This is a genomic window from Arcobacter sp. YIC-80 (assembly GCF_044841725.1).
In the GTDB taxonomy this organism is placed as follows: Bacteria; Campylobacterota; Campylobacteria; order Campylobacterales; family Arcobacteraceae; genus Arcobacter_B.
Genome location: NZ_JBJBSI010000011.1, coordinates 1 through 24,966 on the forward strand (window position 1 = coordinate 1; position 24,966 = coordinate 24,966).

Genomic DNA, 24,966 nt, shown 5'->3' on the forward strand with positions numbered 1-24,966 from the left:
ATTACTTCTTATTAACCTTCGTTTTTAAAGATCTTAATCTCTTTAGAACTTTTTGTCGTTCCTCTGAAATTGGACGGGAATTATAGACAAATTTCTCCCCTTTGTCAAGAAGTTTTCCTAAATATTAACTTAAATTGCTCAATTTGTAATCTTTTTGTCTTTTTTTCTGCTTTTTACTATGCTTTTATTGGGTTTTTACTTCTCTTTTTTGGTTTTTTTTAACTTTTTTTATTTTTTGTTTATCTTTATTGGATTTTTATTTATTTTACTTACTCTTATTTATAGTTTATTTCATTATTGTTCTATTTTAATTGGACAGTATTTTTATATTCTTCATTTGTTTATTTTCTCTTTTATATAATAAGTAAACAATATTAATTTTATAGATTAAAGGAATTTCATTATATTTAATAAGATTGTATTTTCATTTATTTAATATAATATCAAGTTTTTATATTTATATGATTTCTATCTTAGTAACTATTTAGTTTTTTTAGGTATTTTGATTTATATTAGTATTTAGTGGAGATAATTTTTTGGCAAAAAAAAAGCTTTTAGCTAGAAGAACTTAAGTTCTTCTAGATAAAAGCTTATTAGTGGCTCCGGCACCTGGATTCGAACCAGGGACCAAATGATTAACAGTCATCTACTCTACCACTGAGCTATGCCGGATTTTGTTGAATAATTTATAAATGGCTCCGGCACCTGGATTCGAACCAGGGACCAAATGATTAACAGTCATCTACTCTACCACTGAGCTATGCCGGAATCTATAAATTTGAAATGTATTAAAATAATGGCTCCGGCACCTGGATTCGAACCAGGGACCAAATGATTAACAGTCATCTACTCTACCACTGAGCTATGCCGGATTATTTAACCATTTTTTTAATGGAGTGGAATTATAGTAAAAAATATTTTCTTTGTCAAGGGAATTTTATAAAAATTTATAAATTTTTATAAAATTTAACTCCACTACTGTCTACAAGTGATATTTTACTATTTTTTACTAGTTCTTTTAAATTATTCTTAGACTCTTCATCAAATAAATTTTCAATATCTTCAATTGTAAGTGGTCTTCTTTTTAATGTTTGAACTATATCTTCTTTTGAATATAAGCTTAAATGTTTAGGCCTATTTTTATATGCAATATTTACATTAATACCTTCAAATGTATTTGCTACTTTTTCTAAAGTATCATAACTTACTGGTTTAACTTTATATGCAGGAGGTCTATCAATAGTACCAATATCTACTCTTTTTGGATTAATTTGCTTTATTGCATCATATAGTAAAGTAATTTCATCATCTTTATCATTTAAATCTTTTACAAAAAGTATTTCTAAAACAAAATCATTTTTAGTTTTTTTTGAAAATTCAATCATTGAAGGAATAATTTTTTTTATATTTATACTTTTATCTGTTCTATCTAATTTTTTAAAACATTTTTCACTTACACAATCTAAAGATAATTTAACTGTATCAATTTTCATAAGTGTATTAAATATATCTTCTTTATAAATTGTACTACCATTTGATAAAATTAAAGTTTTTGTATCTTTTTTTATTTTGTTGATTTCATCAACTAGTTCATCTAATTTAGGATAAAGTGTAGGTTCACCATTTGCAGTAAGTGTTATAACATCTATTTTTTCGTTTTTTGAAAAACTTGTTTTTATTTCTGCTATTACATCTTCTACACTTGGGTACTCTGTCATTTTTGAAACAGTTTTTGCACCTTCAAGTTCGCAATATAAACAATCAAAATTACACTGTTTTGAACTAGGAGAAAGATCAATTCCTAGTGAAATTCCAAATCTTCTTGAAGCAATTGGTCCAAAAGTTATTGAGTTTGAGTAAGGCATTGTTTGGCTTTCTTTAATAAGTAGCAAAAGCTACTTATTTTATTTTGAGATTTTTATTAAGATTTTCTAGAGACTCTATGACACTCTTTTACGAAGTGAATTGCATTTTCTACAGGTACATCTGGTAAAATACCATGTCCTAGATTGAAGATATGACCCTCACCTTGCATAGTCTCTTGAATTTTTTCCACACATTTAGTAGTTTCTTCTTTAGAATATAATCTACAAGGTTCCATATTTCCTTGAAGAACATACTTATCTCCAAGCTTAGCTTTTGCCATAGCCATTGGTGTTCCCCAATCAATACCTAATACATCAAAGTTTCCGTAAACTCCACCCATGTTAATAAATGCTGAAATTCCTTTAGGGAACATAATTACTGGAATATGAGGATATTTCTCTTTTAAGTGCTCAGCAATTTCTACCATATACTTCCATGAAAATTCATCATATCTTCCTGGTTCAATTGCAGCCGCCCATGAATCAAAGATTTGAACAACATCTGCACCAGCTTCTATTTGTTTTTCCATATATAACTTAACTACATCAGTAACTTTTCTTAAGATTTTATGTAAAAATTCAGGATTAGAATACATCATTTTTTTACATACATTATATGTTTTAGTACCTTGACCTTCAATCATATATGTAGCTAAAGTCCAAGGAGCACCAGTAAATCCAATAAGTGCTTTATCTTCTGGTAATCTTTGTTTTAATAATTTAATAGTTTCATAAACGTATGTCAATTTTGAAGCTGCATCTTCACCACCTATTAAAGCATCTAATTGTTCCTCAGTTTTAATTGGCTCTTTAAAGATTGGTCCTTCACCTTTTACAAACTCTAAGTGCATTCCCATTTCATTTGGAATAACTAAAATATCAGAGAATAAAATAGCAGCATCAACACCAACAATATCTAAAGGTTGGATTGTAACTTCACAAGCTTTTTCTGGATCATGACACAAATTCAAGAAATTTCCAGCTTGTGCTCTAACTTCCATATATTCTGGTAAATATCTACCAGCTTGTCTCATCATCCATACAGGAGTATAAGGAGTCTCTTTTCTTAAACACGCATCAACAAAAATTTTTGACATAATTTACCTTTTTATTTTTTTCCAACTTTTCCTAAAAAGAAAAGTCCAATAGCTAAAGCAGTCACTGCTAAAGCAAAATACAACATTTCTAAAGCACCATTATATTCAGTGTGTAATACTTTTTGAAAAAAATTTACAACTAAAACCATAACAATTACTTTTGCTATTTTATCTTTTAATTGATCTAAAGATGTAATTGATAAGATTTTTGAATCATCTTGTGCTTCTTCACAATGATCAATAGGTGAGATAAAAAGTTCATATATTCCAAATGAAAATATAAGCATAACTACTGCTATTAAATATAAATCAACAGCACCAATTATGCCACTTACTACATCTTCATGAAAATTTTCAGGATGAGCATGAACTATAATAGTATCAAAAGCATATTTTGCGATACTAAATATATCCATACTAGCAATAATAAATAATACTACTGCTCCTAATAAGCCAAAAAGTACAGCGAAAAGTACAAGAAATCTTGTTTTCCACATTGCACTTTCAAAAAGCTTTTCTATCATTAAATGTCACTCTCCATTTCAATCCATTTTAATGCAATTCTAACAGAGTTAGTTGCTGCACCTACTCTTACTTGATCTGCAACATTAAAAAAATGTACGATATTAGGAGCATAAACATCTTTTCTGATTCTACCTACATAAGTCATATCTGTATCAGTTGATACAATTGGCATAGGATAAGCATTATTTTCTAAATCATCAATAACTTCAACATTTTCAAAGTTTTCTAAAGCACTTCTAACTTCATTTACATCTACATCTACATTTTCGTCAAATGTTACTGTAATTGATTCAGAGTGAGATCTTAATACAGGTACTCTTACACAAGTAGCAGCTACTTGAACTTCTTTATGAAGAATTTTTTGAGTTTCGTTTACCATTTTCATTTCTTCTTTAGTGAAATCATTTGGTTGTGCAACATCAATTTGAGGAATTACATTTAATGCAATTTGGTGTGCAAATGCATCTTTTTTACTCTCATCTAATTTAAAAGCAAAGAAATCTTGCATTTGTTTTACAAGTTCTTCCATCCCTGCTTTACCTGCACCTGAAACTGCTTGATAAGTAGATACATCAACTCTTTTAATTCCATATAACTCATCTAAGGGCTTTAAAGATAATACCATTTGAATTGTTGAACAGTTTGGATTAGCAATAATTCCTGTCTCTCTCCAAAAAGCAATATCTTCTGGATTTACTTCTGGAACCACTAAAGGAACATTTGGATTCATTCTAAAATGACTTGTATTATCAATTACAACTGCACCTGCTTCTACAGCATATTTAGCAAACTTTTCTGAAATACTTCCACCTGCACTAAAAAATGCTATATCAACTTCATTTTCTTCAAAAACAGTCTCAGTTAGTTCTAAAACTGTGTATTCTTTATTTTTATACTCTATTTTTGAGCCGGCACTTTTAGCACTTGCTAAAGGAACAATATTATTAACTGGAAAGTCATAATCTGCCATAACTCTAAAAAGCTCTTCACCTACTGCACCAGTTGCTCCTACAACTGCGACATTAAATTTTCTCATATTACTCTTCCTTTTCTTCTAAATTATCATTTGAAGATTCTTCAATATTTTGTTGAGTTTTATCCTCAACTGCTATTTCTTCTATTATTTCTCCATCTTCGTTATATCTAATAACATTACCATTTTCATCTACTTCAATTTCTTCATCTTGCTTTGGACATTTTGCAATTGATACAACTTTATCACCTTTATCAACATTAACGATGATAACACCAGAAGTATTTCTTCCTGCTTTTCTAATAGTTTGCATATCTACTCTAATCATCTTACCAATTGAAGTTAATGCCATTAAGTCCATACTTTCATCAACTAAAACTTCACCTACAACATTTCCTGTTTTTTGTGATAATTTCATTGAAATAACACCAGAACCTGCTCTATTTGTAAGTCTATACTCTTCAACAAGTGTTCTTTTTCCTATACCTTTTTCAGATACTGTTAATAATTCTTGTTCTATAGAATCAATTACATCAGCATCAACAACATAATCAGTATCATGCTTAAACTTAATACCTCTTACTCCTCTAGTACTTCTACCTTGTTCTCTAGTCTTATCTATTTCAAATCTAATACATTGACCTAAACTAGTAAAAATCATAATATATTCAGACTCAACGTTTGTAATTTTAGCTGTAACTATTTCATCTAAATCATCAAGTACAATTGCTCTTACACCATTTGATCTAATATTACTGAATTCTGATAATGAAGTTCTTTTTACAATACCATTTTTAGTAAAGAATGCTAATGATTTAGACTCATCGAAATCATCTGTTGGGATAATTGCCATAATTTTTTCATCAGGTCTTAAGTTAATTAAGTTAACAACTGCTTTACCTTTTGCTGTTCTACTTCCCTCTGGAATTCTATAAACTTTTAACCAGTATAATTGTCCCATATTGGTTACAAACATTAAAGTATCATGAGTATTTGAAACAAAGAATTTTTCAATAAAGTCATCATCATGAGTAGTAACTGCTACTTTACCTTTACCACCTCTTCTTTGTTTTTCATAAGATTTAATTGGAACTCTTTTTACATATCCATTGTGAGTTATAGTAACTACCATTGGCTCATTTGGAATTAAGTCTTCCATATCAATTTCATCATAAGAATCTTCAATTTCAGTTCTTCTTTCATCAGAATACTTATCTTTAATTTCTACTAATTCTTCTTTAATAATCTCATTTAATTTTTCTTCAGATTTTAAAATAGCTTCTAACTCAGCAATTAAAGCTAATAACTCTTGATATTCAGCTTCTAATTTATCTCTTTGAAGACCTGTTAATCTTCCTAGTCTCATATCTAAAATAGCTTGTGATTGAATTGTTGAAAGTCCAAATCTATCTTGAAGTTTTTCTTTTGCTTCAGCATCATTTGCAGAAGCTCTAATAATTTGAACTACTTCATCAATATTATCTAATGCAATTTTTAATCCCTCTAAAATATGAGCTCTTGCTTTTGCCTTTTCTAAATCAAAAATTGTTCTTCTAATAATTACAGTTTTTCTATGTGATAAGAAAATATTTAAAAGTTGTGGTAAATTAAATACTTTTGGCTCTTTATTATGAACTGCTAAAAGTATAATACCAAATGTAGTTTCCATTGGTGTAGATTTATAAAGATTATTTAATACAATCTCACCCATAGCATCTTTTTTTAATTCAATTACAACTCTAATACCTTCTCTATCAGATTCATCTCTTACTTCTGAAATACCTTCAATTTGCTTGTCTTTAGCAAGTGTTGCTATTTGTTCAATTAATCTTGATTTATTTACTTGATATGGAAGTTCATCTAAAACAATTACTTCTTTTTTACCTTTTGTTTCAATATGATGCTTAGCTCTTATCTTAACTCTTCCACGCCCTGTTTTATAAGCATCAATGATCCCTCTTCTACCAAAGATAGTACCACCTGTTGGGAAATCTGGACCTTGAATAAATTGCATTAAATCCTCTGCTGTTGCTTCTGGATTGTCAATAGTATATAAAACTGCATTTAATAATTCATTTAAATTATGTGGTGGAATTTTTGTAGCCATACCAACAGCAATACCCTCACTACCATTTAATAATAAAGTTGGAACTCTTGTAGGTAAAACAGTTGGTTCTTTTAACGTATCATCATAGTTTTGAGTATAATTGATTGTATCTTTATCAATGTCTCTTAAAACCTCTTCAGATATTTTAGTCATTCTAGCTTCTGTATATCTCATTGCTGCGGCATTATCACCATCAATTGAACCAAAGTTTCCTTGTCCATCAACTAAAGGAGCTCTCATTGAGAAATCTTGTGCCATTCTAACTAGTGCATCATAAACTGAGCTATCACCATGAGGGTGATACTTACCAATAACATCTCCAACAATTCTTGCAGATTTTTTATATGCAGATTTTGAAGAAATATTTAAATCATGCATAGCATATAAAATTCTTCTGTGAACTGGTTTTAATCCATCTTTTGCATCTGGTAGTGCTCTACCAATAATAACACTCATTGAGTAATCTAAATATGAAGCTTTTACAGAATCTTCAATATTTATATCAATAATATCTTGGTTTTCAAAAAGGTTTTCCATAAAAAAAGGCCTTTGTAATATAAAATTTAGATATTATATCTAAAGTGGGCTTAGGCTAAGTTGAGTAAGTTATTTATGAAAGAAAAGAGACCAAAAATAGTCTCTTTTTTAATATATAAAAGTTATTTATGCTTTTTCGTTTTTATATTTGATGATCATATTATAAACATCATCTTTTAATTTTAATTTTTCTTTTTTCTTTGCTTCAATTTCAAATTGATCAGCATGATTTTTTTCCATTTCTGTAATTTCTTCATCTAAATCATTATGCTTATCAAATAACTTATGAAAATGTGCATCTTTTTGTTTTAACTCTGCGATTAGTTCTCTATGTTCATGAAACATTTTATCATCCTCTTGTTGATTTATAAAATAATTATACACCCCAAGAACTTAAGATAATTTAAATTTATTATTATGTTCTGTAATCGGCATTAATCTTTACGTACTCATAACCTAAATCACATCCGTATGCTGTAAAACTATACTCCCCTACTCCTAAATCACAAATAACTTTAAATTTATCATTTTCTAGTACTTTTGCTGCTTTTACTTCTTGCTCTTCATCAAAGCAGATTTCACCTTTATTATAAACAACAACATCATTATATGATATAACTAACTTTTCTTCATCACTAGTTACTCTTGATGCTCCTATTGTGGATGCAATTCTTCCAAAGTTTGGATCTTCACCAAACAGTGCTGTTTTTACAAGTAATGAATTTGATAATGCTTTTGCAGCTATTTGTGCTTCTTCTTTTGTTGCTGCATTTTTAACTTCAAATGCAACTGCCTTTTTTGCACCTTCACCATCTGCGACCATTAGCATTGCCATATCATGCATTACTAATCTTACAGCTTCAAAAAATGCCTCTTTGTCATAAGCATTTGATTTTTGATTTGCTAATATCATTACTGTATCATTTGTTGATGTATCTCCATCTACTGATATTGCATTAAATGTTGTTTCACTATTTACTTTTAATGCTTCTTTCATATCATTTGAAGGAACTGCTGCATCTGTACAAATAAAACAAAGCATAGTTGCTAGGTTTGGATTTATCATCCCTGCACCCTTTGCAACTGCACCTATTTTAAATGAACTTCCATCTTCAAGTTTTACTTCATACATACAAGTTTTAGAATAAGCATCTGTTGTCATAATAGCTTTTGATAAATTCTCACCATTTTTAGCATTTAAATCAAAAGAGTTTGCACCATTTACTATTTTTTCAATTGGTAAAGGGTTTCCAATTACTCCTGTACTACTCATGATTGGATTTACTAAATCAAAATTTAATGATGAAAAAATAGTATCAATATCTTCTATACCTTTTTTTCCTGTCATTGCATTTGCATTTTTTGAATTAATAAGTACAAAGTTCGTCTTAAAATTCTCTTCATATTGTAAATAATGTTTTAATGGTGCTGCTTGAAATCTATTTTCTGTAAATATAGCTTGTACTTCAGATGGTTCATTTGTATAAATAAAACCTAAATCATTATTGCCATTTGGTTTAAGTCCTGCACTTATACCATCACAATTAAAGCCATCAATTTGATCAATGTAACCTTTTATTGGTAATATTGTAAACATCTTATATATCCTCTGGTTTCTCTTTTAAATTTATTATTCTTTTTGCTCTTGAAATACCTTTTTGTGAACCTACAAGTAAAAGTTTACAATTAGCACTAATAAGTATTGTTCCTTTAGGCATTTGAATAAATTTACCCTTTTTTTCAGTTATTCCTATAACTGAAACTTTAAGTCTATCTCTTAAATGTAAATCTTTAATCTCTCTATTTACAACCCAAGACTCTTCATTTACATAAACCTCTTCCATATCAATAGGAGTATCTCTTTTATATAAAAATTCATCAAGCACATTTTCCATATCTGGCCTAATAGCCATAGCAGATACTCTTTTTGCCATTAAAGATGGAGTTGCAACAACTTTATCAGCTCCAAGTTTTTTAAGTCTTATTTTTTCATTTTGCGTTTCTGCATTTGAAATAATTAAAAAAGGACTTCTTCCAAGCTCTTTTTCATAAAGTCTAACAGAAGCAATTAAAGTAATATTGTCTGAAATATTCTTTGATAAAGATATTGCACCTTTTGCAGAACTTAAGTGAGACTTTAAAAATGCAACCTCTTTATAGGGTTCTTCTTTTACAAAATATGGATAACCATTCTCTTTAGCTATTTGTTCTATATCTTCACTTGGATCAACAACAACAAAAGGAATATGATTTTCCCTAAACTGTTTTGCTAACTGTGAAGTATACTCATTATGATAGAAAATAACAAAATGTCTTCTAAGTCTTGCAATCTTATATAACATACTTCTTTCCTTATATAGGTCAAACAACCTTCCTTTAACTACAGTATCAATTAAAACAGCAGTAGAAAGTGTAAATACTGCAAAACCAAATATAATAAGCGTAATAGTAAAAAATCTTCCAGCAGGTGAAATAGGAGCTATTTCTCCAAATCCAACAGTTGTAAATGTAATACCTGTTTGAAATATTGCGTCTAAGATTGAAAAGTCATCAATGATAATGTAACCTAATGTACCTATCATCATAATGATTTGAACTAATACAAATGGTAATCTAAATGGTTTTAATTGTGAGTATATTAATGGATTTAAGTCGTATTCTGGTTTGACTGATCTAATTTCCCAGCCAAGGGCTTTTTTGATTCTTCTAAAGATGCTCATGAAAGCACTTTTCTAGTGCTCTCTTATGAGTGTTTTTTAAGAGTTCTTAACTCTTTAGCTGAGATTCTGATTTTTTTAGTTGTACCATCTTCTAAAGTAACTCTAACTGTTCTTAAGTTTGGTAAAAATCTCTTTTTAGTTCTGTTTTTAGCGTGACTTACGTTGTTCCCAACCATAGGTCCTTTTCCTGATATTGCACATCTTCTTGACATTTGTCTTCCTTATATAGTGAAAAATATTTGCGTATTTTATCTTAATAGACTTAAATTTTATTTAAATTATTGATAATTTCATTTACTCTTTTTAAATTAAGATTTAAGGTAAATTTTTTTGCTAGTTTTCTATTATCTTTTTTAATTTTTTTCATTTCGTCTTTTTCCATAAGAACAGCATCAATTTTAAAAGAAGCTGATCTATCATTTGGATTCTCCATAGTTGAAAAAACATCTATTAATTCACTTGCATGATTATTTACTGTAGTAAAAACTACATTTTTACAATACATTGCTTTTAGAATACTAGAAGCAAAATATTTATTATATGTGGGCAAAAAGAAAATATCAGATGCTAAAAAAAGTTCCTCTATATTTTCATAATCTTCAACTAATAGCAATTTAGAAGAATAATCAAACTTTGATATTTGAAATTTTAAACTATTAATTTGCTTTTTATCACCTGCTATTATTCCTAAAATATTTTGTTCATTTAAAGAAAATAAAGTTTCTATAAACTCTTTTACTCCAGAATTTTTAAAGTTTTTAGCAGTAAAAAAAATGATCCTTTTTTTTGAATTAATATTTAAAGTATCACAAACTTTTTTCTTAATAAGTTTAGGTTTTTCATAATTTATATCAATACTTGGATATATACATTCAATTTTTGTAGGATCAAGCTCATTTAAACTTTTAAGTATTTCTGTTTTTAGAGTTTTTGAATTAACTATAACCTTTTTAGAATTAAGTATTTCACTTTTACTTTTCTCATCTAAACTCCCTGAATGAAAATATATATCTGCATACTCTTTTTTTAAAAAAGAAAGTTTCTTTAAAATACCAGTATTTTGTACTTCTATAATATTTTCTTGTTTTAGTAAAGCATCTATAAGATTACTTTTTGTTTTATATGAAATTGATATTTGATTCATTTAAACTCTTTATATTAATGATAAGCGTATATTGGACTATTTGTGATTTTTATATCTTTTTTTAATTCCTGACCAAATTTATCAAAAACTCTATTAAAATCTGTTAAGTCTATCTCTCTTTTTGAACTAGACCAAATAATATCAAATTTTTCTTTTTTCTTTTCACAAGTTAAAACATGTAAATCTTTTGATTTAGAAAAATTTATAAACTTTGAACTGTTTAATTTATCTTCAAAGTTATTGACTATTTCTATCGCTTTTTTAGGCAAAGTTGTTTTATCCATATACAAAAATTCAACTTTTCTTGAAGCATAAACTAAAAGCATGTATCTTAACAAATTAGTCAAAGACTCTTCATCGTTAAAACTATTTTTATTAAAAATAAGTTTTACATATAAATTATCATTTGTAATTCTTGAACTTAACATTGAAGAAGAGTAATACATACTAACAAATTTTAAAAAATCGTATAAACCATAACATTTTGATTCAGGATTTTTTTCTAAGTCAACATAGATATTTACAAATGTTTTGTCATATAAAGGTGACTTCTTATCAAAAAAATATTTTATGTCTTGAAAAAAACTATTTTTGTGACTTTCACTATTTATATTTAAAAATTCTAATCTCTTGATTCTATTAGTATTATCTGTTAAAAAATCATCATAGTTTTCTTTAGTGCCTTTTAGTAAATATGCAAATAGAGATATTAATGGATAAATAAATATTGAGTGTATTTTTGATTTCATTATTCTATTTCTTTTTTTCTAATTCATAGAGTTTTGCTTCTTTTAAAAATGCATAATATGAGTTATTTATAGAAGATATAAAACCTCTTCTTCCATTTAAGAAATTTCTTTTTAAAATATAAGACTTAATAAAAGATAAAGGCATAACTAAAATAAGTTTAAGTAGAGAAGATTTTTTCTTTTTATTATTTTTCTCTTTTGCTCTTAAAGATGAATAATTATTAATTTTTAAAAGATGTGTAGATAAATCAACTATTCCATAATCATAAATAAAACCAGAAGCATTTTTTATTTTCCCATCTATTTTTATTGATTCATGTACTAGTTTATCTTCATAATTACCTTTTTCTTTTTTAAAAAATCTTATTCTTCTATTAAATTTTGATTTTTTATTATTAAATTTCCCTAAATACATACTTGAAATTTTTATATCTAATCCATCAATTTGGTCTTGTATAATTGTATCTTCTATTTCTTTTTTTAAATCAGTTGTAAGTTCTTCATCAGCATCAAGGTTTAAAACCCATTTATTTGAACATAAATCCTTTGCGTATTGCTTTTGTTTTGAAAACCCAAGCCATTCTTGATGAAAAATATTATTAGTATAATCTTTTACTATTTCTAAAGTTTTATCTGTACTTCCACTATCAACAATAATTATTTCATCAAAATCCTTTACACTTTCTAAAACTCTTTTGATGTGTTTTTCTTCATCTTTACAAATTATATAAACAGAAGCTTTTATCATAATTTATTCCTAACTTTAAAAATTTTTAATAGAAAATCAATAAAACTTTCAGTACCCAAAATACCTAATCTATTTATAGTAAAAACATCATCTGTCTTATCAAACAAACCTCTTTTTACAACAGTAGCATTTTTATAGCCTGCTTTTTTCACAATATCTATAATTCTATCATCAAATTTTCCATAAGGATAAGCAAATGCCTTACATTCAGTTTTTGTGAGCTCTTCAACTTTTTGTTTTGAAAAAAAGATTTCTTTTTCTAAATCTTCAAGCTTTTCAATTTTTAATAAATTTTTATGAGATAAAGTATGAGAACCAAACTCTATTAAATTTGATGACAACATATCTTTTATTTGATTTTCATCTAAAAGCTTTGATAAATAACTTGTATTATCTTTTTCCCAATGATTTTCATTTTGTAAAGGTACAAGATAAATAGTTGCTTTAAAATTATACTTTTTTAATATAGGAAAGGCATTAATATAATTATCTTCAAAACCATCATCAAAAGTAACCACAAAAGACTTTTCAGGAATACTATTTAAAGATGTTAACTCTGAAATAGTATATGAACTCCAACCATTATCATAAAACCATTTCATTTGTTTATCAAAATCTTTTGGTTTCACTCTCCACTTATTATGTTTTTCATTTATTTTATGTTCGCTTATACTATGATACATTAAAATTCTAGCTTTATTTAAACTATGAGTTTTTCTCCACCAATTATATCTTAAGGATAAAGCTAAAAATATTATTATAAAAATTAAACTTTCAATCATTATAAAAGACTTTCATAAGCTTTAATATATTCACTAGTCATTTTAGATATACTAAAATCATCTTTTCTATTTTTTACTTTTTTAAATAGTTCTAAATAATACTCATAGTTTACAAATAAATCTTCTAATTTAGAGGCAAGAGCTTCTGGTTTCTGATCAAAAATCAAATCTTTATCTAATATTTCTGAACAAATACCAGTATTTGTTGAAAGTAAAACATCTGAATAATAAATACCATCAATTGCTGTTAAACCATAAGGTTCAAAAACAGAAGCAATAATTTGTACATCAGCACTTGCTAAATGATCATTTAAATTATCAACGAAACCTACTATTTTTATTCTATCTTCTAAACCTAGTTGTTTAATTAACTGAATTAACTCTTCTTTTTGTTCTCCTTCCCCAAAAATGCTAAATTTGTAGTCAAATTTAACTAATCCTAAAGCTTTAATAATTAAATCCATACCCTTAGCAGGTGTCAATCTTGCAGCAGAAACAATATGAAACTTGTCTTCTTTCTTCACAGGTTTAGGTTCTTTATATGCCATTCCATTTTTTATAATAAGTGTATTATCAGCGTTAATAATAGAATGTGTTTCTTCAAGTATACCAACAGCTAAATCAGCTAATACAAATTTTTTCTTAGGTGTTAGTGTATGTTTGGTTGCAAGTATTGGTATTTTTTTATTCAAAAAAATTCTTGCATTATACATAACTTCTAATTCTTTTGTATTATGAACATGAATAACATCTGGGTTAACTTTTTTTATTATATTTGCAATTTTATATAAAAAAATTGGATTATATCTATTTTTTTCAAAATTTATTTCAAGTAAATTTACTTTATTATTAATATATGGTTTTATTAAATTATGAGTAAGTAAGTAGACTTCATTATTCTTTGATAATTCATTACAAATGTCCACACAAAACCTTTCAGTCCCTGCAAACTGAACCCAATGTAATGTATGTAATATTCTCATAATTCTTTTCCTTTTTTGTATTTATATTCAGCCCACTCATAGCTATTTGCTTTTGAACGATTAAATAAAACTTCTAACATAAAATTTGTAACTCTTTTTGCATTAGCAATATCAAATGTTTTATTTTGACCATTTTGAGCAATTTCTAAATACTTTTTATTTTGTAAAAATTTTTTTATCTTTTCAAAACAATCTTTGGGACAATCAAAATATACTAAATCTTTTTCATCTTCATATAGCTTTTCAAAACCTTTTATTCTAGGAGAGAATGTACAAACCTTTGAACCTAAAAATTGTGCCATTCTATCAGAAGCTCCTAGCACCTTTTCTTGATTTACTTCATTTAAATGGTCATCTCTATTAAAATTGATAGCAATTTTAGACTTAGCTATTTCCTTATGAAAATCATTTCCAAAAATAGCTGGTTTTCCTAAAGATGCGAAAACATTCAGCTTTATATTTTCCTTTTCACAAAACTCTTTTAGTAATAATGCAAATTTAGTTCTAACATCTTCTTTATAATCCCTTGCTATATATAATACGTCAGTTGTTTTCTCATAATTCAAACTTTTATCAAAAGCTGGATCTGAAATGTTTGGGAAAAAAGAGAATATTGTATCGGTATATTTTAAAGAAAGATTTTTTAATTCTTTTGCATTTGCATAAAAAAAAGCATCCATACAATCTAGTTTTTCGAAAAAATCTTTTTTTTCTTCTAAATGATCTACGTACCACTGTATTACTTTTATATTTGGAAGAGTCTTTTTAATAGTTTCTATAGTACTTCTAAAAATCTTTTCAGCTTTAGCTAAAACTAAAATATCAGCATCTATATTTTTACAAATTTCTATCAAAGATAAATTCATTTTTTTTAGTCCACTATCTTTAACTCCAAAAGTTCTGTTATTTCTTTCTATATCTCTATAGCTAAAATCATAAACAAAATGTCCATTTTGAATAAAGCCATGACTTATTTTTCTCTCTAAACCATAAAAAAAGTTTCCATTATCTTTTTCATTAAATATCCCACAGTGAACAATTTTAAGATGTTTTTTCATCTAATATACCTTTATAATACTTCATTAAACTATTTATATAATTTACTTTATCGAAACTTTTTTTAATTTTTTCATGTTTAATATAAAAGTTCTTCTTTTCCTTTTCAAAATTCATATATATATCATTTATCTTTTTAGGGAACTGTTCTATATTAAGCAAATAATCTTTGTCTAAAACTTCAACAATACCTCCTACAGGTGTAGATATTATAATAGGACTATATAGTAAGCCTTCTATCAAAGTAATAGGTAAACCTTCACTTAACGAAGAAATTAATTGAATATTAGAGTTTATCAGATAACTAGGTATATTATCTTTAAAACCAATTAATTTAATTTTGCCTTCTAAATTTTTACTTTTAATCAATTCATTAAGCTGAGACTTTTGATTCCCTTCACCAATAATATTAAGTTCGAAATCAAAATCTAATTTTGATAACTCATTTATTAAGTTATCAAATCCTTTAATAGGATCAAGTCTTCCCACTGCTACCATTGTGAATTTTGAGTTTTGTTGTGAGTTTTGTTCTTTATAATCAAGTCCAAAATAAATAACTTTACTGTTGTGAGTTATTGTTTTTGAAACTTTTTTAGAAACACTAATCACATTTTTAACTTTATTAAATATTTTACCTTTTCTACTATTATGTTTTGTTGCAATATGATTAAAGGAAATAAATTTACTCAAAATATAGCTTATTTGAGTTGCCTTTGCACCATGAGTATGCACAATATCACAACTTTTAATATTTTTTATAATTTCCAAATATAAAAAAGGATTATACCTTTTATCGTAAGATTTATATTCTAAAACCTCTATTTTTTTATCAAGTTTATACTTAAACTCACAACCAAAAGGTACAATAAGTAAACAATCATTAGTTTTTACTAATTCATTTAATGTATCAACTACTATTTTTTCTATACCACCAAATTTCCTAGAACAAGAAAAGTAACCAATTTTCATCGTACTCTTCCTTTTTTTATCTTTAAGATAAATGCTAATATACCTTGTCTACCACTTATCATAATTCTAGGAATTTTATAATTTGAAAATAGTTTTTTATCATAAACTGAATTATAAGTTGTAGTCGCATTTGAATAGTTTAGTTCTTCAACTAGACTCACATCCTTCTCATCATGAAAACCAAAAGGATAAGCAAATGAAGTACAATTAATTTTAAACAACTCTTCTAATTGTTCTTTTGATTTTAAAAGTTGTTGTTTTTTTTCATTTATATTTAATTCAGGTAAATTTACATGATCTAATGTGTGTGAGCCAATTTCAATTATTCCACTTTGTATCATATTTTTAACTTGTTCATCTGTTAACATCTTTTCATTATTTAATTCATTTGAACTTACTTTTAAATCTTTATCAGTTGCCCAATCTTTATTAAATCTATTTAAGACTATATAAATAGTTGCTTTAAAACCATATTTCTTTAATAAAGGAAATGCATTAGTAAAATTATCTTCGTATCCATCATCAAAAGTTATAACTACAGCTTTTTGTGGAATTTCTTTTAAAGAAACTAATTCACTTAATGTAAAACTTTTAAAATTATTTTTTTTTAACCATATTAACTGTTTTTCAAACTCTTCTGGTTTTACTCTTAATCTATTAAATTTAGATTGTTTTTTTGGCAAGTGCTCTGAAATCATATGATACATCAAAACTCTAGGGTAAGAGTATGAAATATTTTTTTTCCACCATTTAAATCTGATTGAAAAAACAATTAAAGAAATAAATATTAATACAAAGAGCCACAAATAGAATTCCACTAAGCTTCCTTAAATTTTTTACTATAAATTAGAAAAACAAAAATCGTTAAAAAGCTCAATATTTCTTTTGTAAAAAAAGCTCCAAAATCAAATTGTGTAATAACTAAAAAATAAATTGAAATAGAAAGATAAATATAATTCTTACTTTTAACTATTTCTTTTAAAATTATAAAAATAGTTAGAAAACAAAAAAAGAAGCCAATTAGCCCTGTATATAATAATATTTCTAAAACCATGTTATGAGGATCAGGAAATTTATTTAAATAAGCATTTGGTAAACTTGACCAAGAATCTATACCGTATCCAATAATAGGGTTTAACTTTATAAATTCAATAGTATACGCCCAAATTGTTGTTCTATGACTTGAATATCCCTCAAGTAATTGAGAAAATCTCATTTGAAGAGAATCAGAAGAAAAATAAACTGCTAAAAGCAGCCCTAAAAAACCAAACATATATAATATATGATTCATTTTTATTTCTCTATAGTTAAATACCATCAATACAAATATAGATGCAAAACTAGCAACCCAAGAAGATCTTGAGAATGAAAATATCATAAGAAATGTAAAAATAGTAAACAGTAAAACTGCTACTTTTTTATTATACATAAAAAGAATCGCACTTAAAACAACTCCCATTCCCATATGTAAGCCAAAAGAGTTCCTATTATTTAAAGTACCATGAATACCAATTCCTTTTAAAATAGAAGGATTTAAAATTAGCTCATATAAGCCTAATAAAGCTAAATAAAATAATGAGCAATACACTAGAATTTTAACAAATTTTTCTTGAAAATACTTTTTTTTATAGAAATATGCTAAACAAACAAAAATCAAACCATATCTAATAACAAACATAAAAGTAGTATGCCATGACTTCTGACTTAAGTTTTCAGGATTGACTAAATTTGATAATATCATTGAAAAAACAATTAAAAAGAATCCTATAGATAGGTATTTAACTTTTTTTAAGTTCTCTATTAAAATAGTGTAATCTTTATGTTTAAACAAAGAATAGATAAAAAAAAGAATAATCAAAGCCATAGAACCTTGAAAAATAGCATTTTTAAATGGTATTGACATTATCCAAAGTACTAATAAAAATTTAAAAATTAAACTTTCATTCTTGCTAATTAATATATTATTAATGATGAACTCCTTTATAAACAGCAATAGTCTTTTCAATCATATTTTCTAAAGAAAAGTTACTTTTTATATAATTTAAACCATCAAAGTTTAATTGTCCACATTTTATTATTTTTTTACTTAATTCTTTTACATCACCTATTTCAAAGAAAAAACCATTTTCATTTTCAATTATTATATCTTTAACCCCTCCATGATTTGTTGCAACTACTGGTGTGTTTAAAGCTATTGCCTCGGCTACTGCTCTACCAAAACTTTCAGGTTTTTTTGAACTACTTACTACTACATTGCTTATGTCATAAACTTCTGCTATTTTACTTTGGCTTCCTGTAAAAGTAATAGTGTTTTCTAAAGCTAAATCTTTAATCAATTTCTTTAATGAATCAAAATACTCTTTTTTGTCTTCTCTAACTCCACCAACTATAATAGCTCTTACATTAGGAATAGATTTTTTAACTTCTAAAATTGCTTTAATAAATGTTTCATAATCTTTTAATTGTGTTACTCTTCCAACTATAGATACAACAAATTTTTCATTTAAATCATATTTATTTTTAAAATCATTTTTAAAATCTTTGTCTAAATTCTTTTTATTGAATAACTTTGTATCTACTCCTCTGGGAATAACGCTTATAATGTCTGATGAAGTTTGATAATTGGTTTGAATATACTCTTTTATTGAATTACTAACACATATTATATGATCAGCTTTTGTCATAATCGAGCTGTAAAACCCTACACTATTAAAACCATGAACAGTGCTTATGATTTTAGCTTTTAAGTTCTTTTTTGCAAAGTAAACAAGCCATGCTGGAACTCTACTTCTTACATGAATTATATCTGGGTTTATTTTATTTAATAGTTTCTTTAAAGCAACAATTCTTAAAAGAACAGTTAAGATATTTTTACTACAAACATCAAAAGTATAGTGTTTTCCACCATCTACTTGTATTTGAGATACAAGTTTTCCTCCATTGCTTATTACAATAGACTCAAAACCTTTTTTTACATACTCTCTACTTGATTCAACTGTTCCTCTTTCAACTCCACCTTCATTTAATTCAGGTAAGACTTGAACTACTCTAAATTTTTCTATATTAAATTTCCACTCTTTCTAATAGTTTTTCAAAATCTACTTTTCTCTCCATAGAAGATACTTTTTCTACTAATCTATGGTATTTTGTATTCTCTTTTTTAGATTTTAAATTTATGATATTTATTTTAGCATTTGTATTAGCTCTTGCTTCACTTAGCATAGAAGTTGAGTCTTGAGTTATATATAATTCATCACATACATTTATAAAGTCATATACTGGATTTATTTCAGGTTCTCTTGAATAAATAAGTTTATAATCAAAATCATACTCATCTATTAATCCATCTACTTCAAAAGGTGTTCTTGCGCTAGTTGTTATATATTTTAAACTATCCCTTTGTTTTTTAAATATAAGATTTAATTCATTTCTTAAATTATCAGTATCTAAAGTAAAAACTGAATTATTTCCCCCAATTATAATCCCAATAGCTTTTTTATCTTCTACCTTTTGTAAAATATTTTTAGGCTTTGGAAAAGACAAATTTAAAGGTATTTCTAAAATATTATCTAATTTAGGAAAATTATCATGTTCTTGAGCAATTATATAATCAAAATCAATAAATTTATAACCTTTTGGAAGCATTAAAACTATAGATTTTTTATTTTGATTCTTACTAATAAACTTATTAAAGTAATAAGTGCCTGAACCTGTACTTATAACAGCATCATAAAACTCATAATAATACTTTCTGTATTCTTCAAATAAATCATCTGTGTAATAGTTTATTCTATCAAAGAAATAAGACATAGCTTTATGTAATTTTGTTTTAAATTTAACTTCTAAAATATCATAACTAATATTTTTAATCTTACAAAAAGCAATTGATTGATTTAGATGTCCTGGTTTTCCATCACTTATTATTAATATTCTTTTCATATATCTCTCTATAATGACTTTTAAATCTTTTATGTGGCCAAAACCATTGTTTTTTATCTGAAAGTATTATATCAGATATTGCATTAGCATGCAATTGTGAAGCTTTTTTAATATCATCTTCTTCACTATCTGTTTTTATTGGTTCTATAGGATTATATATCTTTATTGTATAATTATAATTATCTTTGTTATAAATAGCCACAGGAACTACATTTGCTTCAAATTTTCTTGCTAAAAGTGCTGCTGTACTTGTTTGATAAGCTTTTTTACCTAAAAAATTTACTTCAGTACCATCTTTTGAATTTATATTCTGATCAATTATTAAAGATACCACTTCTTTTTTCATCATAGCTTTTACAAGTTTTTTAACTGCACCTGATCTAAAAATGATTTTTGCACCTGATTTTTCCCTTGCTTCTACTATAAATTTATCCATTTCATTAAAATTAGACTCTCTTGCTACTTGATAAATAGGAGTTATAAATTTATTCAAATAACAACTTAACATTTCCATATTTCCAAAATGTGCTGATATTAAAATAATTGGTTTCTTTTCTTTTTTTAAATTAGTGAGAATTTCTTCATTTTCTATTTTAACTGTTTTTTTTAGTTCTTCATCACTCACGTCTAAATTTTCAATTAAAGATTGAACCCACAAAATCATATTAAAATAAGAATATTTTTGAATTTGCTGTAATTCATCTTCTTTTATCTTTCCATCAAAAACTAAATCAAGATTTGCTTTTATAATATTGTTTGTATTTGAAGCGAATAAATAAGCACTTTTTGCTATTAATCTAAAAAATCCTCTTCTTAAGAACTTTGGCATTTTTCTTAATATAAAAACAATTAAAAGAAATATCTGATAAATAATACTTTTCATTAAACTAACTCTAATTTTAAATTTTTTGGTAACTCCAACTTATCAATATTTGAAGCTATCATAAAAGATTTATTTTCTAATTCAATTTTTAAAGTGTTATCACTTAAAATATATCGAGTATTTGGTCTTGATAGATCTTGATTAACAGCTATATTTAATGCAATCATAAATGACATCCATTTCATATCGTGAGTTTTAGGTAAAAGTTCACTAAATTTTTCTAAATCACTTTTATTTGGTAAAGATTTTTTAGAATATTTAATAGTATGAGCTATTATAACTCTTGAACTATGTTGAAAGTCATAGTTTAAACCATTTAATATAAAGTCAAAAGCATTATCATTTGATTTATAGAAGTTTAAAGAACTACCAATTGTATGAAGTTTAGAAGCTATTATTAAAAGTTGTCTAAATTTATCATCAAGCTCATGAAGTGGTTTTAATACATCATAAATTTTACCAGCATTTGAGCCAAAATATGCACTTTGTTTTTGATCAATTTGGAATCTATCAAGTAAACTTCTAACACTTACATTATAGTTTGAAGGAAACTTATTATTAGTATTTCTAAGTAAGTCACAAAGATAAACTCCTTCTCTTACTCCAGCACCTGAGGTTATAACTTTTTTAATATTTAATTCTTCTAAAATAGTTTTAAAAATAAAAGTACCTTCTTTTATAGTATCAAATCTATCTTTTTTTACTCCAAGGTTTTTAAGTTCTTTATTCGTCTTTGCATTTACTATCAAATCAAAATGAGAAAATTCATTTTCAACATTATATTTGTAACCATGTAAAATATCAAGAGGATATTCATTTTTTTGCATTATAAGTTTTGATAAAGATCTAATACTTCCTCCAATACCAACTGCCGTTAGAGGAACATTCATATTTAAATCAAAAAGCTCTTTTAAATTATCTAAAATATATTTTCTTGCACCTTCAATATCATTTTTATTAAAGAACAACTCTTTTATTCTTACAGTTCCAATATTTAATGAAATTGATTTTAAAATAACACCATTATTTACAAATGAAAATTCAGTAGAACCTCCACCAATATCAACTGTTATAAAATTGTCTTCATGAATAAGATTTGACGCAGCAATACCTCCATAAAAAGCCTCTTTTTCTCCATCAATTACTTTGATATTTAAACCAAAGTCATTTTTAATTCTGTTTAAAAAAACTTTTGCATTAGGTGCATCTCTTAAAGCCGAAGTAGCAACACATATAATTTTTCTTGATTTTAATGATTTAGATATATTTAAAAAAGATTTTAGTGACTCATAAGCTCTTTGCATAGGTATTTCTTGAAGATTGCCATTATTTTCATAGCAACCCTCAGAAATTTTTACTCTACTTTTTGTTTCATTGATTAGGTTAAAAGCAAATCTACTGCTTTTTTCCAATACAACCATACGCATTGAGTTTGACCCAATATCTATAATAGTTGTAATCTTTGCCATTAGGCTTCTTCTTCCATTATTTGTTCATATTTGAACTTTAACTCTTCCATTGTTTCTTGATTATCTGGATCTATAATAATACAGTCAACTGGACAAACTTCAATACATTGTGGTTCCTCAAAGTGTCCAACACATTCAGTACATCTATCAGAGTCAATTAAATATATTGGATCTCCTTCTTCGATTGCATAATTTGGACACTCATCTCTACATGCATCACATGCGATACATTCATCAGTAATAATTAAAGACATATAACACCAATCCCTAGTTTTAAAATATATGTTGGAGTTATAACCTATTATTCTTTATAATTTCTTTAATCAGCTCAACTTTTTGTATATTTTTAGATATAAGTAAAAAATGTTTACTTTTATAAATATTTTGTTCGTTACATATATATAAAGAAGCAGCAATATCAAACTCTCTAATATCACCCATAAACAATACAAAATCATAATTTTTAGCAAAAGCCAAGGAAACCGCTGCTGCCCCTAAAGAACGATATTTTATGTGATTTTTATATAATTTATATGTAATTTTTGGATATTTATAAGCTCTTTCAAAAATACCAAATTTATTTAATTTTTCACTATTTATGATATTTTTTTTATCTAAATTTATCTCATTTAATTCATAATTAAATGCTTTATATATTAAACTACCTGTAGCTAAATTACAAACAAAACCTGCAATAATTTTATCCCTATATTTTAAAGCTACAGAACTTCCATAATACTCTAAACCTGAATAAAAATTATCACTTCCATCAAGAGGATCAATAATAATTGTAAAGTCTGATTTATAATCTAAAAAACCGCACTCTTCAGAATAAATATTTCCAAATTTTTTCAAATATTTAATAAAAATATTTTCAGCATATAAATCAATATTTAAAGAATTATCTCCACCATATCCTATAATATTTGAGTATTCTAAATCTGTTTGTTTTAAATTAAAGTGTATATATTTGTATAGTTCTTTGTTAGCATTTATTACAGAACTTATAAAGTCTTCTTTATAAGCTTCTGCAATATTTTCAATCATTATGAAAGTTTTTCAATTATGGCTTTTGCAGCTTCTCTACCATCAACAGCTGCAGTTACAGCAAGGTGAGCACCTCTTTGACAATCTCCACCTGCATAAACTTTTTTATTTGATGTTTGATAATTAGTAGTTTCTATTCCACCCCACGAATTAGTTTCAATATTTAATTCTTTTAAGAATTGTGGTTTCTCTGGTGAAAATCCTAAAGCAAGAATTACTACATCAGCTTCTTCAAAATATTCAGTACCTTCATTGAACACAACTCTTTGTCTTCCTGACTCATCAGGATCAGACATAGATGTAGTTAATAATTCAACAGCACTTACTTTTCCATCTTCAATTTTTAAAGATTTAGGCGAAACATTAAACACATATTCAACACCCTCTTCTTTAGCATTTACAACTTCTTTTTTAGATCCAGGCATATTAGCTTCATCTCTTCTATATAAACATTTAACAGATTTAGCTTTTTCTCTTACAGATGTTCTTACACAGTCCATTGCAGTATCTCCACCACCAATTACAACTACATTTTTATCTTTTACATCTATAAACTCTACATCAGTACCTAGATTTCTTTTTTGAATTCCTGTTAAAAAATCCATTGCTAAATGAACATTTGAAGCCTCTTTTTCCCCATCCATTCCAGTGTATCTACCATCTTTTGCACCAGTTCCAAGATAGATTGCATCAAAATCTTCTTCAAGTTCTTTTACTGATACATCTTTTCCAACTTCACAATTTAAATGAAGTTTCATACCAGCTTCAAGCAACCAATTAATTCTTCTATTTACAGTTGTTTTATCAAGTTTAAACCCAGGAATTCCATACATAAGTAAACCACCAGCTCTATCTTCTCTTTCAAACATTTCTACTTGGTAACCTTTTCTTAAAAGAAAAGTTGCAGCAGAAATACCAGAAGGACCAGAACCAACTACAGCGATTTTTTTATCTACTTTTTTATCAGTAAATTTAGGTTTTAAACCTCTTTCAAAAGCTTTTTCACTAATATGAGTTTCAATAGCACCAATTGAAATTGCACCATGACCTGTATTTAAAGAACAAGCCCCTTCACAAAGTACATCTTGAGGACAAATTCTTCCTAAAATCTCAGGAAAAGGTGATGTTTCATTTGATAAAGCAAAAGCTAAATCAGGATTTTTAGTAGCAGTTTGCTTTAACCATGCTGGTATAAAATTTCCTAATGGACATCCTGTATGACAGTATGGATCTCCACACTGCATACATCTATCAGCTTGTTCTTTTGCTCTTTGCTTTCCAAACACTTCATAGATCTCATTAAAATCTTTTAATCTTTGAAGTACATCTCTTTTTTCAGGGTTAATTCTTTCAAATTTTGTAAAGTTTAACAT

Annotated in this window: 25 protein-coding genes and 3 tRNA genes; all 28 read right to left on the minus strand. The window is 26.5% G+C overall.

The genetic code is table 11. The features are described from left to right. Positions 1-597 precede the first annotated feature (597 nt). A tRNA-Asn gene (locus tag ACH5BK_RS12520) sits at positions 598-672 on the minus strand. Positions 673-693: 21 nt separating this feature from the next. Beyond that, positions 694-768, minus strand: a tRNA-Asn gene (locus ACH5BK_RS12525). A 29-nt stretch (positions 769-797) separates the two neighbouring features. Continuing rightward, a tRNA-Asn gene (locus tag ACH5BK_RS12530) sits at positions 798-872 on the minus strand. Between the two features lie 75 nt (positions 873-947). Continuing rightward, positions 948-1,865, minus strand: coding sequence for a radical SAM protein (locus ACH5BK_RS12535; RefSeq protein WP_404307925.1), 918 nt, complete (start codon positions 1,863-1,865; stop codon positions 948-950). A 56-nt stretch (positions 1,866-1,921) separates the two neighbouring features. Continuing rightward, positions 1,922-2,962 carry a uroporphyrinogen decarboxylase gene (hemE, locus tag ACH5BK_RS12540; RefSeq protein WP_404307927.1) on the minus strand — a complete coding sequence of 347 codons (1,041 nt, stop codon included), beginning with the start codon at positions 2,960-2,962 and terminating at the stop codon, positions 1,922-1,924. Between the two features lie 11 nt (positions 2,963-2,973). Beyond that, positions 2,974-3,486 (minus strand): YqhA family protein, encoded by a 513-nt coding sequence (locus ACH5BK_RS12545; protein WP_404307929.1) that lies wholly within the window; start codon positions 3,484-3,486, stop codon positions 2,974-2,976. Continuing rightward, positions 3,486-4,523, minus strand: a complete 1,038-nt coding sequence (locus tag ACH5BK_RS12550) for an aspartate-semialdehyde dehydrogenase (RefSeq protein WP_404307931.1) — start codon at positions 4,521-4,523, stop codon at positions 3,486-3,488. The genes ACH5BK_RS12545 and ACH5BK_RS12550 overlap by 1 nt, the downstream gene beginning before the upstream one ends. Before the next feature lies 1 nt (position 4,524). Then, positions 4,525-7,104, minus strand: coding sequence for a DNA gyrase subunit A (gene gyrA / locus ACH5BK_RS12555; RefSeq protein WP_404307933.1), 2,580 nt, complete (start codon positions 7,102-7,104; stop codon positions 4,525-4,527). A 126-nt stretch (positions 7,105-7,230) separates the two neighbouring features. Beyond that, complete coding sequence (locus ACH5BK_RS12560; protein ID WP_404307935.1) at positions 7,231-7,449, minus strand: YdcH family protein; 219 nt, start codon at positions 7,447-7,449, stop codon at positions 7,231-7,233. A gap of 70 nt (positions 7,450-7,519) precedes the next feature. Further along, entirely contained in the window at positions 7,520-8,701 is a 1,182-nt protein-coding gene (argJ, locus tag ACH5BK_RS12565; RefSeq protein WP_404307937.1) for a bifunctional glutamate N-acetyltransferase/amino-acid acetyltransferase ArgJ, read from the minus strand. A gap of 1 nt (position 8,702) precedes the next feature. After that, positions 8,703-9,824 carry a potassium channel family protein gene (locus tag ACH5BK_RS12570; RefSeq protein WP_404307939.1) on the minus strand — a complete coding sequence of 374 codons (1,122 nt, stop codon included), beginning with the start codon at positions 9,822-9,824 and terminating at the stop codon, positions 8,703-8,705. 23 nt (positions 9,825-9,847) lie between these two features. Further along, positions 9,848-10,036 carry a 50S ribosomal protein L28 gene (gene rpmB, locus ACH5BK_RS12575; RefSeq protein WP_254575847.1) on the minus strand — a complete coding sequence of 63 codons (189 nt, stop codon included), beginning with the start codon at positions 10,034-10,036 and terminating at the stop codon, positions 9,848-9,850. 50 nt (positions 10,037-10,086) lie between these two features. Next, a complete protein-coding gene (locus ACH5BK_RS12580) occupies positions 10,087-10,968 on the minus strand; it encodes a glycosyltransferase (protein ID WP_404307941.1) in 882 nt (293 codons plus the stop codon). A gap of 14 nt (positions 10,969-10,982) precedes the next feature. After that, on the minus strand, positions 10,983-11,717 hold the full coding sequence (locus ACH5BK_RS12585) for a hypothetical protein (protein WP_404307943.1): 735 nt from the start codon (positions 11,715-11,717) through the stop codon (positions 10,983-10,985). 4 nt (positions 11,718-11,721) lie between these two features. Next, the gene (locus tag ACH5BK_RS12590; RefSeq protein ID WP_404307945.1) at positions 11,722-12,465 is read right to left on the minus strand and encodes a glycosyltransferase family 2 protein; all 744 of its coding nucleotides are present in this window, start codon (positions 12,463-12,465) and stop codon (positions 11,722-11,724) included. Next, on the minus strand, positions 12,462-13,247 hold the full coding sequence (locus ACH5BK_RS12595; protein WP_404307947.1) for a polysaccharide deacetylase family protein: 786 nt from the start codon (positions 13,245-13,247) through the stop codon (positions 12,462-12,464). Before ACH5BK_RS12595 ends, ACH5BK_RS12590 begins: the two co-directional genes overlap by 4 nt. Next, a complete protein-coding gene (locus ACH5BK_RS12600; protein WP_404307949.1) occupies positions 13,247-14,230 on the minus strand; it encodes a glycosyltransferase in 984 nt (327 codons plus the stop codon). Before ACH5BK_RS12600 ends, ACH5BK_RS12595 begins: the two co-directional genes overlap by 1 nt. Then, positions 14,227-15,288 (minus strand): glycosyltransferase, encoded by a 1,062-nt coding sequence (locus ACH5BK_RS12605; protein WP_404307951.1) that lies wholly within the window; start codon positions 15,286-15,288, stop codon positions 14,227-14,229. The genes ACH5BK_RS12600 and ACH5BK_RS12605 overlap by 4 nt, the downstream gene beginning before the upstream one ends. After that, positions 15,272-16,255 (minus strand): glycosyltransferase, encoded by a 984-nt coding sequence (locus ACH5BK_RS12610; RefSeq protein ID WP_404307953.1) that lies wholly within the window; start codon positions 16,253-16,255, stop codon positions 15,272-15,274. Before ACH5BK_RS12610 ends, ACH5BK_RS12605 begins: the two co-directional genes overlap by 17 nt. Beyond that, entirely contained in the window at positions 16,252-17,073 is an 822-nt protein-coding gene (locus tag ACH5BK_RS12615; RefSeq protein WP_404307955.1) for a polysaccharide deacetylase family protein, read from the minus strand. The genes ACH5BK_RS12610 and ACH5BK_RS12615 overlap by 4 nt, the downstream gene beginning before the upstream one ends. Continuing rightward, entirely contained in the window at positions 17,073-18,158 is a 1,086-nt protein-coding gene (locus ACH5BK_RS12620; protein WP_404307957.1) for an O-antigen ligase family protein, read from the minus strand. The genes ACH5BK_RS12615 and ACH5BK_RS12620 overlap by 1 nt, the downstream gene beginning before the upstream one ends. Positions 18,159-18,219: 61 nt before the next feature. After that, positions 18,220-19,317, minus strand: coding sequence for a glycosyltransferase family 4 protein (locus tag ACH5BK_RS12625; RefSeq protein WP_404308064.1), 1,098 nt, complete (start codon positions 19,315-19,317; stop codon positions 18,220-18,222). A 1-nt stretch (position 19,318) separates the two neighbouring features. Beyond that, positions 19,319-20,194, minus strand: coding sequence for an ELM1/GtrOC1 family putative glycosyltransferase (locus ACH5BK_RS12630; protein WP_404307959.1), 876 nt, complete (start codon positions 20,192-20,194; stop codon positions 19,319-19,321). Then, entirely contained in the window at positions 20,169-21,077 is a 909-nt protein-coding gene (locus ACH5BK_RS12635) for a lipid A biosynthesis lauroyl acyltransferase (RefSeq protein WP_404307961.1), read from the minus strand. The genes ACH5BK_RS12630 and ACH5BK_RS12635 overlap by 26 nt, the downstream gene beginning before the upstream one ends. Then, a complete protein-coding gene (locus tag ACH5BK_RS12640; RefSeq protein ID WP_404307963.1) occupies positions 21,077-22,546 on the minus strand; it encodes a Ppx/GppA family phosphatase in 1,470 nt (489 codons plus the stop codon). The genes ACH5BK_RS12635 and ACH5BK_RS12640 overlap by 1 nt, the downstream gene beginning before the upstream one ends. Continuing rightward, a complete protein-coding gene (locus tag ACH5BK_RS12645) occupies positions 22,546-22,800 on the minus strand; it encodes a YfhL family 4Fe-4S dicluster ferredoxin (RefSeq protein WP_404307965.1) in 255 nt (84 codons plus the stop codon). Before ACH5BK_RS12645 ends, ACH5BK_RS12640 begins: the two co-directional genes overlap by 1 nt. Before the next feature lie 37 nt (positions 22,801-22,837). Beyond that, on the minus strand, positions 22,838-23,593 hold the full coding sequence (locus ACH5BK_RS12650; RefSeq protein WP_404307967.1) for an inositol monophosphatase family protein: 756 nt from the start codon (positions 23,591-23,593) through the stop codon (positions 22,838-22,840). Then, a complete protein-coding gene (locus ACH5BK_RS12655) occupies positions 23,593-24,966 on the minus strand; it encodes a glutamate synthase subunit beta (protein WP_404307969.1) in 1,374 nt (457 codons plus the stop codon). The genes ACH5BK_RS12650 and ACH5BK_RS12655 overlap by 1 nt, the downstream gene beginning before the upstream one ends.

Bases quoted from the DNA above. Each gene is read 5' to 3' on its own strand.
- ACH5BK_RS12535 (WP_404307925.1), bottom strand. From the start codon at position 1,865: ATGCCTTACTCAAACTCAATAACTTTTGGACCAATTGCTTCAAGAAGA.
- hemE (WP_404307927.1), bottom strand. From the start codon at position 2,962: ATGTCAAAAATTTTTGTTGATGCGTGTTTAAGAAAAGAGACTCCTTAT.
- ACH5BK_RS12545 (WP_404307929.1), bottom strand. From the start codon at position 3,486: ATGATAGAAAAGCTTTTTGAAAGTGCAATGTGGAAAACAAGATTTCTT.
- ACH5BK_RS12550 (WP_404307931.1), bottom strand. From the start codon at position 4,523: ATGAGAAAATTTAATGTCGCAGTTGTAGGAGCAACTGGTGCAGTAGGT.
- gyrA (WP_404307933.1), bottom strand. From the start codon at position 7,104: ATGGAAAACCTTTTTGAAAACCAAGATATTATTGATATAAATATTGAA.
- ACH5BK_RS12560 (WP_404307935.1), bottom strand. From the start codon at position 7,449: ATGTTTCATGAACATAGAGAACTAATCGCAGAGTTAAAACAAAAAGAT.
- argJ (WP_404307937.1), bottom strand. From the start codon at position 8,701: ATGTTTACAATATTACCAATAAAAGGTTACATTGATCAAATTGATGGC.
- ACH5BK_RS12570 (WP_404307939.1), bottom strand. From the start codon at position 9,824: ATGAGCATCTTTAGAAGAATCAAAAAAGCCCTTGGCTGGGAAATTAGA.
- rpmB (WP_254575847.1), bottom strand. From the start codon at position 10,036: ATGTCAAGAAGATGTGCAATATCAGGAAAAGGACCTATGGTTGGGAAC.
- ACH5BK_RS12580 (WP_404307941.1), bottom strand. From the start codon at position 10,968: ATGAATCAAATATCAATTTCATATAAAACAAAAAGTAATCTTATAGAT.
- ACH5BK_RS12585 (WP_404307943.1), bottom strand. From the start codon at position 11,717: ATGAAATCAAAAATACACTCAATATTTATTTATCCATTAATATCTCTA.
- ACH5BK_RS12590 (WP_404307945.1), bottom strand. From the start codon at position 12,465: ATGATAAAAGCTTCTGTTTATATAATTTGTAAAGATGAAGAAAAACAC.
- ACH5BK_RS12595 (WP_404307947.1), bottom strand. From the start codon at position 13,247: ATGATTGAAAGTTTAATTTTTATAATAATATTTTTAGCTTTATCCTTA.
- ACH5BK_RS12600 (WP_404307949.1), bottom strand. From the start codon at position 14,230: ATGAGAATATTACATACATTACATTGGGTTCAGTTTGCAGGGACTGAA.
- ACH5BK_RS12605 (WP_404307951.1), bottom strand. From the start codon at position 15,288: ATGAAAAAACATCTTAAAATTGTTCACTGTGGGATATTTAATGAAAAA.
- ACH5BK_RS12610 (WP_404307953.1), bottom strand. From the start codon at position 16,255: ATGAAAATTGGTTACTTTTCTTGTTCTAGGAAATTTGGTGGTATAGAA.
- ACH5BK_RS12620 (WP_404307957.1), bottom strand. From the start codon at position 18,158: ATGTCAATACCATTTAAAAATGCTATTTTTCAAGGTTCTATGGCTTTG.
- ACH5BK_RS12630 (WP_404307959.1), bottom strand. From the start codon at position 20,194: ATGAAAAGAATATTAATAATAAGTGATGGAAAACCAGGACATCTAAAT.
- ACH5BK_RS12635 (WP_404307961.1), bottom strand. From the start codon at position 21,077: ATGAAAAGTATTATTTATCAGATATTTCTTTTAATTGTTTTTATATTA.
- ACH5BK_RS12640 (WP_404307963.1), bottom strand. From the start codon at position 22,546: ATGGCAAAGATTACAACTATTATAGATATTGGGTCAAACTCAATGCGT.
- ACH5BK_RS12645 (WP_404307965.1), bottom strand. From the start codon at position 22,800: ATGTCTTTAATTATTACTGATGAATGTATCGCATGTGATGCATGTAGA.
- ACH5BK_RS12650 (WP_404307967.1), bottom strand. From the start codon at position 23,593: ATGATTGAAAATATTGCAGAAGCTTATAAAGAAGACTTTATAAGTTCT.
- ACH5BK_RS12655 (WP_404307969.1), bottom strand. From the start codon at position 24,966: ATGTTAAACTTTACAAAATTTGAAAGAATTAACCCTGAAAAAAGAGAT.